The organism is Ottowia thiooxydans, assembly GCF_040548795.1.
In the GTDB taxonomy this organism is placed as follows: Bacteria; Pseudomonadota; Gammaproteobacteria; order Burkholderiales; family Burkholderiaceae_C; genus Ottowia; species Ottowia thiooxydans_A.
In genome coordinates, this window is record NZ_JBEPSH010000003.1 from 139,426 (window position 1) to 153,218 (window position 13,793).

Genomic DNA, 13,793 nt, shown 5'->3' on the forward strand with positions numbered 1-13,793 from the left:
CTCGGCTGCAGCGCTACACGCAGGTTGTTTCAACCGTGCGTGTTGCGCATCCAGTCGGCTGTCTGAAAAAAGCTGTTGGCAAGCCGTGTACGCAGGCCCTCTTCCACGCCGGTTTCCTGCATGGCCTGGTTCATGCACGCCAGCCATTGATCGCGTTCAAGGATACCGATGGAAAACGGCATGTGGCGCATGCGCAGGCGCGGGTGACCAAAACGTTGCTCATAGTGGGCGGGGCCACCGAGCCAGCCGCACAGAAACCAGAAGAGTTTTTGCCTGGCGTCCGCCAGCATACTGCCGTGGGTAGCCCGTAGCGCGGCATAGCCAGGCTCCAAGTCCATCAGGTCATAGAAACGATCGACCAACAGGCGGACAGCGTCTTCACCACCAATTCGCTCGAATGGGGTGATCTCGGAAGAGTTCTCAGTCAAAAAAGGACCCGCTTGTAAAAAAATTGGCAGCCCCTTGGCTGCGTCTTGGAACATTCGCACGTTCCTGAGCATTTTACGAAGTCGTGGTTTTCCCGGAATCTGGCCCCACAGGGAGGTCGATCGAGTCAGTTGGCTCAGATGCGCTCGGCTCGGCCTTCAGCTCGCTTTGTTCGACTTCATCATCCGGGAATGCATCTGCAATAGCGCCATCCCCTGCCCCAAAATCCAGGCGCAGCGGGTCACCGTAGTCACGCCGGACGTTGATACTGCTCTTTTCTCCGACTGAACTCAGATGGCGCTTGAGCCAGCGCTGCGCAGACTGCGTACCCAATGCAAACAGCTTCTCCATGGTCGCCTTTTGCGGGGACGCCTTGCTGGAGGGCGGCAACTCAAGCATTGCTTTTCCGCCATCTATGCGATGCAGGCGGATTTGCTTGAGCCCCTCTTCCGCCACACCTTTCTCCACCATGTCGTTGATCAAGGCGATGGTGCGCATCTGCGCGATGACACTGGCATTGAAGGTAATGTCGTTGACACGATCAAGAATCTCCGCTGTCGTCTTGGGATGGCCAGGCCGCTTGAGCGGGCTGATCTGCACCAGCAGCACATCGTTGGTATCGCATTGTTCTATAAGCGGCCTGAAAGCGGGATTGGCTGAGTAACCACCGTCCCAATACTGGCGCCCATCTATCTCTGGCGCATGAAACAGCATAGGCAGACACGCCGAAGCCATCACGGCCTTGGCGGTCAGGCGTTTGCCGGTAAAAATCTCAGCGCGACCGGTCTCGACATCCGTCGCGCAGACAAACACTTTCGGCGTTTGAAGCCGCGCAAGAAGATCAAAATCAATCTCGGATTCAATAAGCTTGCGAAGCGGGTTGTAGTCCAGAGGGTTCGATTGATAAGGAGACGCCCTACCCAAGGCGCCAGGCAGCGCGCCCATCATCAGGCGAGCCATTCTGCCGGGGCCTTCGCTGATTTCGCCCATCAGCGTGACTTTGTTCCACACATTGGCCAGCGACGCACGAGCGCCCTCCCCTGGGTCCTCCCCGGCAGCCTGTGCGCTGGCCCACCCGTGCGCGAGCGCCACCGCGTTGACTGCGCCCGCGCTCGTTCCGCTAATACCGTCCAAGGACAGGCGTCCGTCCGCCAGGAGGGCATCCAGAACACCCCAGGTAAAGGCGCCATGCGCCCCACCGCCTTGCAAGGCGAGATTGATCGGCTTTTGCTCTTTCATGGCCGCCAGTGAACCACACACTGGCGTCAAAAAAATAGGATTAGCTCTCTATTTCGGTATGCAAAACTACCGCGCTCCGATGGGGTGCATGACCGACTTCTCACGCGCAGCGTCGCGAAGGTGCAAACGCATGAAATCAGCGGCTGCATCGCGCTGATCGGAAAGCAAGAGGTCAATCAGGGTCAGATGCTCCTTGCAGCGAAGCGCAGCCGCAGAGCGGTTGACCGCTTTTCCATACTCCATCAGTCGACGCAAACGATTCAAACGCCGCAACGCCTCCAGGATAAACACATTGCCAGACGAAGTGGCAATGATTTCATGAAGCCGGGTGTTGGCGTCAAAGAGCTGGGCCGGAGAAGCCCATTCCACGGCACCGTCTACAAGCGCTTGCTGTTCGGCCCTGCATTTCACGAGCCCTTCTCGGTCCAGCCGGTAAGTGGGCTCCAGAAGGCCTGCAGGCTCCAACAGGATGCGCATCCGATAACCCTGGTCATAGGCTGCCGCGGAATTGAGTATGGGGAGAAACTGCCAACCGTGGCCGGGTAGCCGCTCAATCCAGCCCTCTTGAGTAATGCGCCTAAGCACATCCGCCAATTGGCTGCGAGTGAGCGCATAGCGCCGCATCAATTCATTCTCAGTGGCGCGCTCGGGTAAGGCGCCACTGAGCCTGTCTTCTGCGATCTTCAGATAGATGGGCTCGTCCTCGTCCGCCGGCGGTAGAGCGGGTTCATTTGCAGGCCCGCGCGCAGCCGACACCGCATAGCCACCTTCAGGCCTGGCGACGATCACGCCACGCTGCGCCAGGATCTGCAGCGCTTCTCGCACAGGAGAACGCGAGACTCGAAAGCGGCTCGCCAGGCTTCGCTCGGGCAAGGCCGTGCCCTCTGCGATGTTTTCCTGACGGATCCAGAGTTCAGCGTTGTTGGCGAGTTGTTCAGCGAGACTGACTCGGGTCATTCTTCAAGCGGTAACCGATAAAAACACAATGGTAGCGCGCCAGCTATGGCTTGCCCGCATAGAACCCGTTCCTAAAAGCCATACAAGCGAGCAGCGTTGTCCACCATGATGCGCTGAAATATTTCCGCATCTCCGGCCCAACTGCGCACCTGATCAAGCGAGGCTCCGTCATTGATAAGGCGAAATGGTTCTACCTGGCTCAAGTCTCCACCGCGATTCGTGGAGCTGCCAGTGTGCGGCCAATCCGATGCCCATAGCAAATTATGGGCAGCCGTCTCAATGTACTTTCGCGCGAACGGTGCCAGATCCTCGTAGCCCGGCAACCTGGAAGCACGGTAGGGAGCAGAGAGCTTCACATAAACATGGCCGTCACCCAAAAGCTCAAGCACGGTCCCGAAACCTGGTTGCGCCAAGCCTTTTTCGGCTTTCAGTCCTGCAAAGTGGTCCAGAACCACCGGCGTGGGTGCCTGGGCAATGAGGTCAGCAACACTGGCAATCACATTCGCATCCGCGTAGATCTGGATGGACCACCCGGGTGACTCAACCACTCGAAACGCCTCCGTGAGCAAAGCTTTGGCCTTGGCCGGGCTCTGTTCACCCTTGACTTCCAGATTCAACCGGATGGACCTGACGCCCGCTACATGCAGTGCGTCGACCTCAGCGGCGCTGATACGCGCCAAGTCAATCACGGCGACACCCCGAGCCCGGGCAGGGCCAAGTTCCCGAAGCGCATCCAACAGGCAGCTGTTGTCAGTTCCGTACCCACTAGGCTGCACCAGGATGATTCGGTCGATGCCAAGGCGGCGCTCAAACGCCAGCAAATCAGCGGTCACTGCCGACGCCGGTGTGTAGCTTCGTTCAGCAACATAGGCGAAACGCGCCGGATCGAATACGTGCACATGGCAATCGCAACTACCCGCAGGCAAAGCGACACCAGGAGATCGTACGTGGTCCATCGTGACACCCGAGCCCACGCTTGAAGCGGCGTCGCTGCCCGTTTGCCCGTTCACGGGATCAGCCCCCGACAGCCTTGCAACCATGTGATTTTTCTCCAGAAACAGAAGGCCAAAGCCCGGAAATTGAAGGCCTTTCGCCTGGTTCAATCATACGACCACATCGGAACACTGCAACTACATAAAACCACAAAATAACCATTTAATTAGGGTATACCCGGGTATTTACATCGTATTATTGGTATTTTATGATCTCATAAATCCATTTACCACAGATGCTGAGCCATGAATGCCTGGTTCAGCCAGAAAGAGACCCCATGTCCCTCTCCGCCTCTGCACCGCGTGCGGCCGTCTTGCGCCCTTCCGATCTTCCCAATCACGACCGTGGAGGTGGCGCCAGCACCATCGCGCTGGTTGGTCCGTCCTGCGGCGCGTCTTCGTTCATCAATGGCATTACCTCGTTCGCGCCCGGCACGAAGATTCCATTTCACAGCCATAACTGCGAGGAAAGCGTCATGCTTTTGGAGGGTGACGCCATATTGGATATCGAGGGCCAGGAATCTGTGCGGCTACAGCCGCTGGACACCACATGGTTACCGCCCAACCTCCCCCACCGCTTTCGCAACCTTTCCGACGCAGAGCCGATGAAGATCCTCTGGATCTATGCCCGTGTCGATGCCACTCGCACGCTGTCGGAAACGGGCCAGACGAACTTCGTTTCCGCCGAACACGGCAAGAAGTCATAGCTCGAGACAAATCGTTCAAGCCATTCGCATTCCATAAATAAAGAGGACACATCCATGCATCGCCGTCAACTGACTCTCAGCGCCATCGCCCTGCTGTGCGCGTCACCGCTCGTGGCCACCGCGCAGGCCTACCCTGAGAAACCAGTCACGATCATCGTGCCGTTTCAGGCCGGTGGCGGAAGCGACAACATTGCGCGGCTAATCGCCAATAAGCTGAACGAGAAGACCGGCAAGACTTTCATCATCGATAACCGGGGCGGTGGCGGAACCAACATAGGAAACGAGCTTGCAGCAAGAGCCAATCCAGATGGCTACACACTGCTGCTTGGACAGTTCACGCTGTCGGTGAACCCTTATCTGTACAACAACCTTCGTTATAAAGCCGATGGATTCACGCCAGTCGTGCACATCGCCAACGCGCCCACGGTGCTGATTGTTCCCAGCAATTCCGCCATCAAAGATGTGGCAGGTCTGACTGCCGCGGCGAAGGCAAATCCTGGAAAACTGAACTATGGATCCGGCGGTTCCGGTACTTCGGTGCATTTGGCTGGCGAGCTTTTCAAGCTGACGACACGGACTGACATGACTCACATCCCCTACAAGGGCAGTGCGCCAGCCATGACCGATCTCATCGGTGGCCAGATTCAGATGATGTTCGACACCTCAACCTCGGCGATTTCATTCGTCAAGGGCGGGAAAGTGCGTGCCATTGGAATGGCTGCGGACCAAAGGCTGAAGGTACTGCCGGATGTGCCCACCTTTGCTGAACAGGGCATGAAAGACTTTGACGTGCCCGCCTGGTACGGGTTTGTGGCACCGGCCGGAACGCCGGCGCCGATAGTCCAATGGCTCAATACACAGGTCAACGCTGTTCTGAGAGACCCCGCAGTCGTCACTCAGCTCGACGGCATTGGCGCCATCGGTGTGGGCGGTACGCCTCAGCAGATGGGAGAGTTCATGAAAGCGCAGTCAGCTCGTTGGGCCCGCGTCATCAAAGAATCGAACATCAAGCTCGACTAGTTCCCCAAATTCAAGAAGTTAGAAAGATTACTGATGAAATTGCTCGTTCTCCCTGGTGACGGTATAGGCCCCGAAATCGTTGCGGCCGCCGTTCATGTACTCAAGGCCGCTGATGCCAAATTCAAACTCGGCTTCGAGTATGACTACGACGAAGTCGGCTTCGCATCACTGGACAAGCATGGCACCACGCTCAGAGATGAAACCCTGCAAAACGCCCGTGGCTATGACGGCATCATCCTCGGCACCCAATCACATGCCGACTATCCTCGCCCGGAAAAAGGAGGCCACAACATTTCGGCCGCGTTCCGCGTGAAGCTGGATCTGTACGCCAACGTTCGTCCCGCGCGCACCCGCCCTTTTCTGCCCTCGAACATGAAACCGGGCAAGACCATGGATCTGGTCATCATGCGCGAGGCCACTGAGGGTTTCTATCCAGACAGGAACATGGCCATGGGTTGGGGCGAAATGATGCCGTCGCCCGACATGGCCATTTCAGTGCGCAAGATCACACGCCACTGCAGTGAGCGCATTGCGCGCCGTGCTTTTGAACTTGCAATGAAGCGAAGCAAGAAAGTCACCGCCATTCACAAAGCGAACAGCTTCCACATGACAGACGGTCTTTTCCTGGAAAGCGTGAGATCAGTGGCTAAGGAGTTCCCAGAGGTCCAGCTGGACGATCTGCTGGTAGACGCTTCAACCGCTTACCTGGTTCGCAACCCGGAACGATTCGACGTGCTGGTGGCAGAAAACTTCTACGCGGACATCTTGTCGGATCTGGCCTCCGAACTATCCGGAAGCCTGGGGCTTGCGGGATCGATCATGGCCGGTGACACATTGTGCTGCGCGCAGGCCCAGCACGGCTCCGCGCCAGATATCCAGGGCCAGGACAAGGCCAACCCGGCATCGATGATTCTTTCGGTCGCCATGCTGGTGAACTGGCTGGGCGAGCAACGCCAATCTACCGCGCTGATAGAGGCCGCCAAGGCCATTGATGCCGCGGTGGATGCCACGCTGGAAAACCCCTCCTATCGCACCGCAGACCTGGGCGGAACACTGGGGTGCAAAGCGTTCAGCGAACGTGTAGCAGCGGCGCTGTGACGACACCCAGAGCCTGGTGAGGGCCTGAATAACCAACCGAAAATGGGCCGCAATGGCCCATTTGTGCTATGGGCACGATAGGCACTGTGGGCGCTCCAAGTCCAATCGCCTCCATTGCGAACCATTTGAAGAAAACATTGACATGACAAAATCCATTACGACCATCAATCCTTCCACCGGGCAGCCACTGGCCACCTATGAAGGCTGGGATCATGCGGGCATCGATCAGGCAGTGAACGCTGCGCACACAGCTGCCGTAGCCTGGGGGAAACAAGCACTGGAGGTACGCACCAGCGCTGCACGGCGATTGGCCGAGCACTTGCGCGCTCAAAAAGACCGATTCGCGCACCTCATCACTTCGGAGATGGGCAAGCCGCTGGGTGAAGCTGCCGGCGAGCTGGAAAAATCTGCAGTCACCGCGCTCTACTATGCCGACAATGCGCAGCGTCTCCTGGCGGACGAGAATGTCGACATTGAAGGAGCAGACGCATGGGTCAGCTACGAACCCATAGGCCTGGTGTTGGCGGTGATGCCATGGAATTTCCCGGTTTGGCAGGTGATGCGCTTCGCGCTCCCGGCCATCGTGTCGGGCAACGGCATCTTGCTCAAACACTCGCCCAATGTGACCGGGTGCGCGTTGGCTCTGCAGCAACTTTTCGAGGATGCAGGCCTGCCCAAGCACTTGCTGACCACGCTACTCATTGCGGAATCTGAAGTCCCTGCCCAAATCGAGCGCCTGATCGCGGACGACCGCATCGCAGCGGTCACGCTGACAGGATCCAACCGGGCTGGCGCCGCCGTAGGCTCAGCGGCAGGCCGGGCATCTAAAAAGTCCGTTCTGGAGCTGGGTGGATCTGATGCCTTCGTGGTGCTTGACGACGCCGACGTTCCAGCGGCGGCCGAAGCGGCTGTCAAAGCGCGTTTTCAGAACGCGGGGCAAAGCTGCGTCTGCGCCAAGCGGTTCATCGTTTCCGAGAAGGTGGCGGCTGAGTTCACCGAACGGTTCGTTGAAGGCACTCGCGCACTCTCCGTGGGCGACCCCACGATCGATTCCACCCGCATGGGCCCCATGGCACGCTCCGATCTGCGCAGCGCCTTGCAGCGGCAAATCGACCAATCGGTGGAAGCTGGTGGAAAGCTTCTGACCGGGGGCCACGCGAGGGACGGAGATGGCTTTTTCTTCGAACCCACCATCATCGCGAACGCACAGCCCGGCATGGCTGTTTTCGATGAAGAAACATTCGGCCCGGTAGCAGCCATTGCTGTGGCGCGCGATGACGCACAAGCCATTGAACTGGCCAACGCTACACCGTTTGGGCTTTCGCTCAGCATCTGGACCGCAAAGCCCGAGCGCGGCGTGCGCGTTGCCAGGCAAATCACTTCAGGGGCGGCGTTCATCAATGCCATCACAGCATCCGACGCACGCGTTCCCTTCGGAGGCACGAAAAAGTCTGGTTATGGGCGTGAACTTGCCGCCGCCGGGGTGCGGGAGTTTTCCAACATAAGAACCTATTGGGCTGCTCGCGCTTCTTGAAACTCAGAAGGGCCTCGCATGCGCGGCGTGGCATAGGCAGGCAGCCGGCTTGATGCCCGGCTTGCCTGCGTGCTTACCCCAGCTTCTTCACGGACGCCCGCTCGCGCATGCGTGCGCTGTGAGCAGCCACACGGGGGAACTCGGCAATATCCACCGCGTCGCTTTCCAGCCAACCGGCTATCGTGTAGAGGTACCCGTCGGCCACAGTGAATTGGTCACCCATGACCCAGGGCTTGTCGCCGAGGTAATGGTTTTCGATCACCGCAAAACCATCCCGCATGTTCTGGGGCACCTTGGCGCGCATGGAAGCCTGCGCAGCTTCATCGTCCGCCCAGCGCGAGGCGCGCGGCCTGTGCGCGTGTGAGATGTGCAGAGTTGAAGCCAGGTAGGCGTTGAATTCCTGCATGCGTGCCAGCGCGAAGGGGTCATTCAACGGCGCCAGATTGGCCTGGGGATGGGTTTGCGCCACGTAGAGCAGCAAGGCGGGCACTTCGGTCAGGACACCTTGGGGAGTCACCAACGCAGGCACGCGGCTCTTGGGGTTGATGGCCAGGTACTCCGGGCTGCGCTGCTGGTTGTCGGCGAAGCTGAGCGTTTTCAGATTGAAATCAGCATTGGCTTCGTACAGGGCGATCAGCACTGCTTGAGCGCAGGTTCCTGGGACGAAGAAAAGCGTGGTGTCGGATTTGGTCATGTTGTGGCTCCTTTTTTATGAAAATTTGATGGTCAAGACAGGCATGAAGGCGAGCTCATGCCTTTTTATTCGGCTGCTTACTCAGCTGCTGCACGCAAGGTTTCAACGACAGGCCGACGCAAGACTTCGCGCAGGCCCCACCAACCCGCGGCCAATGCCAGCAAGGCACCGGCAGCACTGCCAGCCACCAGCACCCAGGGTGAGGCAGTCCATTGAAAGTCAAACACGTAGCGCGCCATGGCCCAGCCAACAGCCACAGCCACCGCGCTGGCCAGAAAGCCTGCGAGCAAGCCCACGCCCAGGAGTTCAGCACGTTGCACGCGACCCAGCAACTGGCTGCTGGCGCCCACCGCTCTCATGATGGCAAATTCACGTGCACGCTCCTCACGCGTGGCTGTAACGGAAGCGAACAGCACGATCAGGCCCGCTACCAGCGTAAAGCCGAAGAGAAATTCCACAGCGCGAATCACCTGGTCCAGCACACGTTGAATCTGAGCCAGCGTCGCGCTCATATCCACATTGGTCACGTTGGGAAACTGCCTGACCAGTGTGTTGTCAAACCCCTGTTGTGCAGGCGCGCGGAATGCTGCCAGGTAGGTAATGGGTAGATCCGGCATCTGCGCCACGGGGAACATGACGAAGAAATTGGCATGCATGGAACTCCAATCCACCTTGCGCAGCGAGGTGATTTTCGCTTCAGCCGGCATGCCTCCGATGTCAAACCGCAGTGAATCCCCCATCTTGAGGCCCAGTGTCTCGGCAATGCCCTCTTCCACACTGATAGCACCCGCCTCGCCCTCCACCCACTTGCCGGCGGTTACCTCATTATGTGGAGGGCGCTCCGAGGCGTTGGAAAGATTGAACTCACGGTCTACCAGGCGCTTGGCCCGGTCATCGGTATATTTGTCAGGCGAGGTCTCCTGGCCGTTGATGGCCACCAACCGCCCGCGAAACATGGGGTACCAATCAAGGTTTTCCACACCGGCTTGCTTCAGATTGGCGCGAAACGCATCGCCTTGCTCCGGCATGATGTTAATGACAAAGCGGTTGGGGGCATCGGCTGGCGTCGCCTGACGCCAGCTACTGACCAAGTCCGTGCGCAACAAAACCAGCAGCACCAGGGCCAGCAACCCCACAGCCAGGCTACTGACTTGCACCATGGCATAAGCAGGCCGTGCTGAAATCTGGCGGGTGGCCAGCACCAGCCAACGCGGCGCGGTGGCTTCATTGACTACACGGCGCAATAGCTTGACGGCAGCCCAGGACAACAGGGCGAATATGGCCACCGCTCCCGCAAAGCCACCCACCGCGATCATCCCCAGGTTCAAATCTGAACTGACGGCGAGCAACAAAGCGGCAAAGCCGGCAACGCCCAGCCCCAGCACGGCCAGGGATGCTGGCCGCAAAGCGCCCACATCGCGCCGAATGACCCGCAGGGGTGGCACCTGGGCCAGCTGCAAAACCGGAGGAAGACCAAAGGCTACCAGCAGCGTAAGACCGATGCCCACGCCGAAGGCCACCGGCCAGAAGCTTGCCGCTGGCAGAGCGGTGTCGACCAGCCCAGAGAGCATGGCAACGAATATGTAATGCACCGCAAAGCCAATGGCCACCCCGACCAGGCTGGAAGCCAGGCCAGCCAGCAGAAACTCAATGGTGTAGGCCCCTGCTATCGAACGCTGAGGCAAACCCAGCACCCGCAGCATGGCGCAGTCGTCAAGGTGCCGGGCAGCAAACCCGCGCGCCGCCAGTGCCACCGCCACAGCAGAGAGCAACGCGGCCAGCAGCGCCACGAGGTTCAGGAATTTCTCTGCGCGATCAAGCGTCGTGCGCATTTCCGGGCGCCCTCCCTCCAGGGATTCGAGTCGCACGCCGTGAATATCCGGGTTCTTCAATTGGGCGTCGGCCCAGCTTTGGTAGCGCTTGACGGCGGCATCCTCACCGGCAAGAGCCAGGCGGTAGGTAATGCGGCTGGCCGGTTGCACCAGGCTGGTGGCGGCAAGATCCGCCTCATTGATCATCACGCGAGGCGCAAAGCTCATGAAACCGCCGCCCCGATCAGGCTCGAACGTGATCAGTCGCGTCACGCGAAGGCTGCTGTCTCCCAGCAGAAGCTTGTCGCCCACCTTGAGATTGAGAGCTTCAAGAAGCGGCGCCTCGACCCAGGTTTCTCCGCGCGCAGGAATCTCGCGGGTGGTGGCGCCGGTAGTGTCGCTTGTGGCTTGCGATAGTCTCAGACTGCCACGCAAAGGATAACCAGGCGTGACCGCTTTCAACGCGACGAGTCGGCTCGCCCCACCCTGCTCGTCGCCTGCTCGCCCCATCGTTGGGAAGCCTAGCGTCAGTGCGCTCTGAAGGCCCAGCTTTTCGGCCTCCCGCCGCCATTCTTCGGCCGGTGGGTTGTCTGTGACGACCACGGCATCACCACCGAGCAGTTGCCGTGCATCTCTTTCCAAGCCTGACTGCAAGCGGTCGGAAAAGAACCCCACCGCAGTGAGCGCAGCGACGGCCAGAGTGACCGCCACCATGAGCAAGCGCAATTCGCCAGAGCGAAGATCACGCCAAAGGGTACGCCAACCCAGGGCGGAAGCAGATGAATTCGTCGTCATTGCCCGTAACCTTAGCGTAAATGCCAAAGGATGCTCCGGTGAAGTGGCATGTGCTGGCCAAAATTTGGCCAGACAAGCTGTAGAACCCCGGGGAACCTCACCGCTCTCGTGCTCTGGCTTCCAATTCGCGGCGAAGTTCCTTCCTGGTCACGGCTTCTTTGAAGCGCCGCTTTTCGTCAGGGCTGAATGGGCGAAGAGGCGTCACCGGCACGGGCTTATTGGCCTCATCCACGGCCACCATGGTGAAAAAGCACGAATTGACGTGCCGCGCCTCCTGAGTGCGAATGTTTTCCGCCACCACCTTGATGCCAATTTCCATGGAGGACGTACCGGTGTGGTTGACGGAGGCCAGGAAGGTCACCAATTCCCCTACATAGATGGGTTGCCTGAAAACCACCTGATCCACGGACAAGGTCACCACATACCGGGCTGCATAGCGTGAAGCACAGGCATAAGCCACCTGGTCAAGAAGCTTCAGGATGGTGCCGCCATGAACGTTGCCTGAAAAATTGGCCGTGTCGGGGGTCATCAGGACCGTCATGGAAAGTTGGTGCGCGGGCATATTCATGTTGATCTCCAGCAAATCGTGGCTTGCCCGTGATCTTAGAACGTGTTTACGATCTATCCGGGGTCGCGCAAGTGCCGCGGTTGCTCAGGCTGTTTCCGGAGACCGCCAAGCCCCAGCCTGGCATCCTCGCACCGGTCATACCCCCACGCCTGACACCGGTTCCGCCGATTGGTCGATCCGCATTGTGAGGTGTGCCGTCAACTTGGAGACCCCCTCCATACGAGCGCGCATCAAAACCCGGGGACTGCCTTATTCAGTCCTACCTTCAAATCACGCTTGATTTCCTTGCTCCGCAATGCCAGCGCATGTATGCCGGAAAAATCGAACTGTTCCAACATTTCATTGAGCCGTGCGGTGAATGGGGCATAGGTGGCCTCCTGGCAATGGGATTCGATCCAGTTTTCAATGTCAGTGAGACGGCCATGCAGCGCCAGATTGGCGAGTTCATTTAAGGCCAGATCATCCGGCAGGGCATGCCGGGGAAGGACTAAATCCTGCGGCAGTTCGCCATAACGTGCCTCGCTCTGAGGGACAACAGACCAATTCGAATCCGCGTCCCTGGTCGCAGGAATGAACAATGTAAAAGAAAACGTTGAGCCTTGACCGAGCGTGCTGGACACGCGCAAGGTGCTGCCCATGGCCGAAAGAATCCGCTGGGCAATGATCAACCCCAATCCTGTGCTTCCGCTTGCGACCTGGATATGCTGAAAGGCGTCGAATATATCGAGATTGGGAGGCAGCTCAATACCTATTCCTGTATCGATCACAGCAAAATTTAAATTACTCCCCCCTTCGTCAGAATCCAGAGTAACCAACAAGCTTACAACCCCATCTCGGGTAAATTTTGCAGCATTAGAGAGCAAATTCAGAAGTACTTGCTTCAGTCGATTGCCATCCACGTTAATCGACTTGAGAATTCTTTCTGGCAGTTGGCAGCGGAAGCGATTGTTCTGCTTTGAACACAAGGCTACTGCATATTCCGAAACATCGTTGATTAAAAACATCAAATCTGTTTCAGTGGGCTTGATAGCCAGAGGTTGCAGCTCCAGTTTTGAATAATCTTGCAGCTCGTCGATCAGGTTTAGTTGATATCTAATGTTTCGCTGGATTGAAAGTAGAGATTTTCTCTGAGCATCAGTAGCATCGTTGAGGAGCAGCTCTGCATATCCGTCAATAGTCGCCAGAGGTGCCCGCAGATCATGACTGATATAACCTAAAGTTTCTGTTTTATGCTGATCTTTTATTTTGGCATCAAAAATAGATCTTTGCTGCAACAAATGCGTGCCATTGATCATCAGACAAATAGCAGTTAATGGTACAACTGCCGAAAAAACAAAAACATAACCGACTTGGATAAAGGAAAACTCCACCGGGCCTGCAGGCACCAGGCTTGGTATGAACAAGGTGACGCAGCGGATGAGGTAGACGGTGCATTCAATCGCCAGCGATGTCGAAAGCAAACGGTTAATGAACGACCTATCGCCATGGCGAATTACAGTGAAAAATTGAATTGAAACAAAGACAAATAGAAAAAAAGTAAAACAGATCAGTCTATACTGGTAATTTGGATTTCCCCACATGAACCAAAACACCAGCATCTCAGAAATTGCAGCACAAGGCATAACCACATAAGGCATCAAGGGCTGGTTATAAAATCTTCTGATGCCAAGTGTTTGTACGGCCACACCCAATGTTAATAAATAGTTCCCATAAGATGAATAAGAGTAAATAGTGGGGTTATTATTGAACCATCCGGCATATAAAATTAGCGCCAGAATAGCAATGAAAAATCCCAGCGTATAAAGGCCAATTTTTCTGACACCAATTTGGCTAGAATGATTTGAAAAAAGCAAAGGAATCAGCACAAGCGCTGAAACAAAGGCAGACGTAGCAAAGAATAAGTTGTAGTTGACAATAGTCATCTCTGACACTCTACGAAGTGATTTAATTCA

General features: G+C 57.2%; 13 protein-coding genes. 5 read left to right on the plus strand and 8 right to left on the minus strand.

The window, feature by feature from the left end:
* Positions 1 to 29: 29 nt before the first annotated feature.
* From ABIE13_RS07565 to ABIE13_RS07580, 4 genes are all read right to left on the minus strand, one after another.
* On the minus strand, positions 30 to 428 hold the full coding sequence (locus tag ABIE13_RS07565; RefSeq protein ID WP_354442526.1) for a group II truncated hemoglobin: 399 nt from the start codon (positions 426 to 428) through the stop codon (positions 30 to 32).
* Between the two features lie 73 nt (positions 429 to 501).
* Complete coding sequence (locus tag ABIE13_RS07570; protein ID WP_354442527.1) at positions 502 to 1,665, minus strand: patatin-like phospholipase family protein; 1,164 nt, start codon at positions 1,663 to 1,665, stop codon at positions 502 to 504.
* 66 nt (positions 1,666 to 1,731) lie between these two features.
* The gene (locus ABIE13_RS07575; protein WP_354442528.1) at positions 1,732 to 2,622 is read right to left on the minus strand and encodes a GntR family transcriptional regulator; all 891 of its coding nucleotides are present in this window, start codon (positions 2,620 to 2,622) and stop codon (positions 1,732 to 1,734) included.
* A gap of 71 nt (positions 2,623 to 2,693) precedes the next feature.
* Complete coding sequence (locus ABIE13_RS07580; protein ID WP_354442529.1) at positions 2,694 to 3,662, minus strand: amidohydrolase family protein; 969 nt, start codon at positions 3,660 to 3,662, stop codon at positions 2,694 to 2,696.
* A 230-nt stretch (positions 3,663 to 3,892) separates the two neighbouring features.
* Between ABIE13_RS07580 and ABIE13_RS07585 the strand changes: the two genes are divergently transcribed.
* The 4 genes from ABIE13_RS07585 (at position 3,893) to ABIE13_RS07600 (ending at position 7,973) form a co-directional block, all read left to right on the plus strand.
* Positions 3,893 to 4,321, plus strand: coding sequence for a cupin domain-containing protein (locus ABIE13_RS07585; RefSeq protein ID WP_354442530.1), 429 nt, complete (start codon positions 3,893 to 3,895; stop codon positions 4,319 to 4,321).
* A gap of 54 nt (positions 4,322 to 4,375) precedes the next feature.
* A complete protein-coding gene (locus ABIE13_RS07590; RefSeq protein ID WP_354442531.1) occupies positions 4,376 to 5,341 on the plus strand; it encodes a Bug family tripartite tricarboxylate transporter substrate binding protein in 966 nt (321 codons plus the stop codon).
* Between the two features lie 33 nt (positions 5,342 to 5,374).
* Positions 5,375 to 6,439, plus strand: coding sequence for an isocitrate/isopropylmalate dehydrogenase family protein (locus ABIE13_RS07595; RefSeq protein WP_354442532.1), 1,065 nt, complete (start codon positions 5,375 to 5,377; stop codon positions 6,437 to 6,439).
* Between the two features lie 142 nt (positions 6,440 to 6,581).
* Positions 6,582 to 7,973 (plus strand): aldehyde dehydrogenase family protein, encoded by a 1,392-nt coding sequence (locus tag ABIE13_RS07600; protein ID WP_354442533.1) that lies wholly within the window; start codon positions 6,582 to 6,584, stop codon positions 7,971 to 7,973.
* Positions 7,974 to 8,046: 73 nt separating this feature from the next.
* Here ABIE13_RS07600 and ABIE13_RS07605 read toward each other — a convergent pair whose 3' ends face one another.
* The 3 genes from ABIE13_RS07605 to ABIE13_RS07615 form a co-directional block, all read right to left on the minus strand.
* Positions 8,047 to 8,667 (minus strand): glutathione S-transferase family protein, encoded by a 621-nt coding sequence (locus ABIE13_RS07605; protein ID WP_354442534.1) that lies wholly within the window; start codon positions 8,665 to 8,667, stop codon positions 8,047 to 8,049.
* A gap of 77 nt (positions 8,668 to 8,744) precedes the next feature.
* Positions 8,745 to 11,273: an ABC transporter permease gene (locus tag ABIE13_RS07610; RefSeq protein ID WP_354442535.1), complete on the minus strand. Its 2,529-nt coding sequence runs from the start codon at positions 11,271 to 11,273 to the stop codon at positions 8,745 to 8,747.
* A gap of 97 nt (positions 11,274 to 11,370) precedes the next feature.
* On the minus strand, positions 11,371 to 11,841 hold the full coding sequence (locus ABIE13_RS07615; protein ID WP_354442536.1) for an acyl-CoA thioesterase: 471 nt from the start codon (positions 11,839 to 11,841) through the stop codon (positions 11,371 to 11,373).
* A 29-nt stretch (positions 11,842 to 11,870) separates the two neighbouring features.
* On the opposite strand from ABIE13_RS07615, the gene ABIE13_RS07620 reads away from it, so the two are divergent.
* Positions 11,871 to 12,029, plus strand: a complete 159-nt coding sequence (locus tag ABIE13_RS07620) for a hypothetical protein (RefSeq protein ID WP_354442537.1) — start codon at positions 11,871 to 11,873, stop codon at positions 12,027 to 12,029.
* 42 nt (positions 12,030 to 12,071) lie between these two features.
* On the opposite strand, the gene ABIE13_RS07625 is transcribed toward ABIE13_RS07620, so the two are convergent.
* Positions 12,072 to 13,763 (minus strand): sensor histidine kinase, encoded by a 1,692-nt coding sequence (locus tag ABIE13_RS07625; RefSeq protein ID WP_354442538.1) that lies wholly within the window; start codon positions 13,761 to 13,763, stop codon positions 12,072 to 12,074.
* Positions 13,764 to 13,793: the final 30 nt, after the last annotated feature.

Bases quoted from the DNA above. Each gene is read 5' to 3' on its own strand.
- ABIE13_RS07580 (WP_354442529.1), bottom strand. From the start codon at position 3,662: ATGGTTGCAAGGCTGTCGGGGGCTGATCCCGTGAACGGGCAAACGGGC.
- ABIE13_RS07585 (WP_354442530.1), top strand. From the start codon at position 3,893: ATGTCCCTCTCCGCCTCTGCACCGCGTGCGGCCGTCTTGCGCCCTTCC.
- ABIE13_RS07610 (WP_354442535.1), bottom strand. From the start codon at position 11,273: ATGACGACGAATTCATCTGCTTCCGCCCTGGGTTGGCGTACCCTTTGG.
- ABIE13_RS07615 (WP_354442536.1), bottom strand. From the start codon at position 11,841: ATGAATATGCCCGCGCACCAACTTTCCATGACGGTCCTGATGACCCCC.
- ABIE13_RS07590 (WP_354442531.1), top strand. From the start codon at position 4,376: ATGCATCGCCGTCAACTGACTCTCAGCGCCATCGCCCTGCTGTGCGCG.
- ABIE13_RS07625 (WP_354442538.1), bottom strand. From the start codon at position 13,763: ATGACTATTGTCAACTACAACTTATTCTTTGCTACGTCTGCCTTTGTT.
- ABIE13_RS07605 (WP_354442534.1), bottom strand. From the start codon at position 8,667: ATGACCAAATCCGACACCACGCTTTTCTTCGTCCCAGGAACCTGCGCT.
- ABIE13_RS07570 (WP_354442527.1), bottom strand. From the start codon at position 1,665: ATGAAAGAGCAAAAGCCGATCAATCTCGCCTTGCAAGGCGGTGGGGCG.
- ABIE13_RS07600 (WP_354442533.1), top strand. From the start codon at position 6,582: ATGACAAAATCCATTACGACCATCAATCCTTCCACCGGGCAGCCACTG.
- ABIE13_RS07575 (WP_354442528.1), bottom strand. From the start codon at position 2,622: ATGACCCGAGTCAGTCTCGCTGAACAACTCGCCAACAACGCTGAACTC.
- ABIE13_RS07595 (WP_354442532.1), top strand. From the start codon at position 5,375: ATGAAATTGCTCGTTCTCCCTGGTGACGGTATAGGCCCCGAAATCGTT.